This is a genomic window from Sphingomonas sp. NPDC019816, assembly GCF_050274375.1.
Classification (GTDB): Bacteria; Pseudomonadota; Alphaproteobacteria; order Sphingomonadales; family Sphingomonadaceae; genus Sphingomonas.
This window is the reverse complement of sequence record NZ_JBNNOB010000271.1, coordinates 1-1,386: the sequence shown is the minus strand read 5'-3', so window position 1 is coordinate 1,386 and position 1,386 is coordinate 1. Positions and strand designations below refer to the sequence as shown.

1 protein-coding gene is annotated in these 1,386 nt (G+C 66.6%); it reads left to right on the top strand.

Going from position 1 to position 1,386, the window contains the following annotated elements; genetic code table 11:
* Positions 1–194: 194 nt before the first annotated feature.
* Positions 195–1,386, top strand: a 1,192-nt coding sequence (locus ACQKJZ_RS19355) for an acyl-CoA carboxylase subunit beta (protein WP_427733333.1), incomplete at its 3' end; no start/stop codon positions are given.

The following is a 1,386-nucleotide window of genomic DNA, read 5'->3' as shown; positions in this document are numbered from 1 at the left end:
AAGGGCAGCAAGTGAGGGTCTCCGGGAGATCCCTTGCCCTCCCCCCACCCCCCCCCCCCCCGGCGGGAGGGGGAGCATGTTTGGCCCTCGTCGACCGCCGACGCCACCTTCCCCTTACGAAAGCGGAAATCCCCGCGATTGCCATCCCCCCGACCTCTCGGGCATAAGCCCGCGCAAAGATTGAAGGAGAGGTCATGGCATCGACGATGGTCGAACTGGAACGCCGCCGCGCCGCCGCCCGCGCCGGTGGGGGCGAGAAGCGTGTCGCCGCGCAGCACGCCAAGGGCAAGCTGACCGCGCGCGAGCGGCTCGACGTGCTGCTCGACGAGGGCAGTTTCGAGGAGCTCGACATGTTCGTCGAGCATAACTGCACCGACTTCGGCATGACCGAACAGGTCGTCCCCGGCGACGGCGTCGTGACCGGCAGCGGCACGATCAACGGGCGGCTGGTCTTCGTCTTCAGCCAGGACTTCACCGTCTTCGGCGGCTCGCTGTCCGAGCGCCATGCGCAGAAGATCTGCAAGATCATGGACATGGCGATGAAGGTCGGCGCGCCCGTCATCGGTCTGAACGATAGCGGCGGCGCGCGCATCCAGGAGGGGGTGGCGAGCCTCGGCGGCTATGCCGAAGTGTTCCAGCGCAATGTGCTGGCATCGGGCGTGGTGCCGCAGCTCAGCCTCATCATGGGCCCGTGCGCGGGCGGTGCGGTCTATTCGCCCGCGATGACCGACTTCATCTTCATGGTGAAGGATTCGAGCTATATGTTCGTCACCGGACCCGATGTGGTGAAGACGGTGACCAACGAGGTGGTGACCCAGGAGGCGCTGGGCGGCGCGGTCACGCACACGACCAAGACCGGCGTCGCCGACGTGGCGTTCGAGGACGATATCGAGGCGCTGCTGGCCGCGCGCGACTTCATCGACTTCCTGCCCGCCAACAACCGCGAGGGCGTGCCCGAACGGCCCACGGCCGACGCCTGGGACCGGATCGAGGAAAGCCTCGACACGCTGATCCCCGCCAGCGCCAACCAGCCGTACGACATGCACGAACTACTTTCGAAGGTCGTCGACGAGGGTGATTTCTTCGAGGTGCAGCCCGCGCACGGCGCCAACATCATCACCGGCTTCGGCCGGATCGAGGGGCGCACGGTCGGCTTCGTCGCCAACCAGCCGATGGTGCTGGCGGGCGTGCTCGACATCAACGCCAGCCGCAAGGCGGCGCGCTTCGTGCGCTTCTGCGACGCGTTCGAGATTCCGATCGTGACCTTCGTCGACGTGCCCGGCTTCCTGCCCGGCACCGCGCAGGAGCATAATGGCATCATCAAGCACGGCGCGAAACTGCTCTTCGCCTATGCCGAGGCCACCGTCCCGAAGATCACCGTCATCA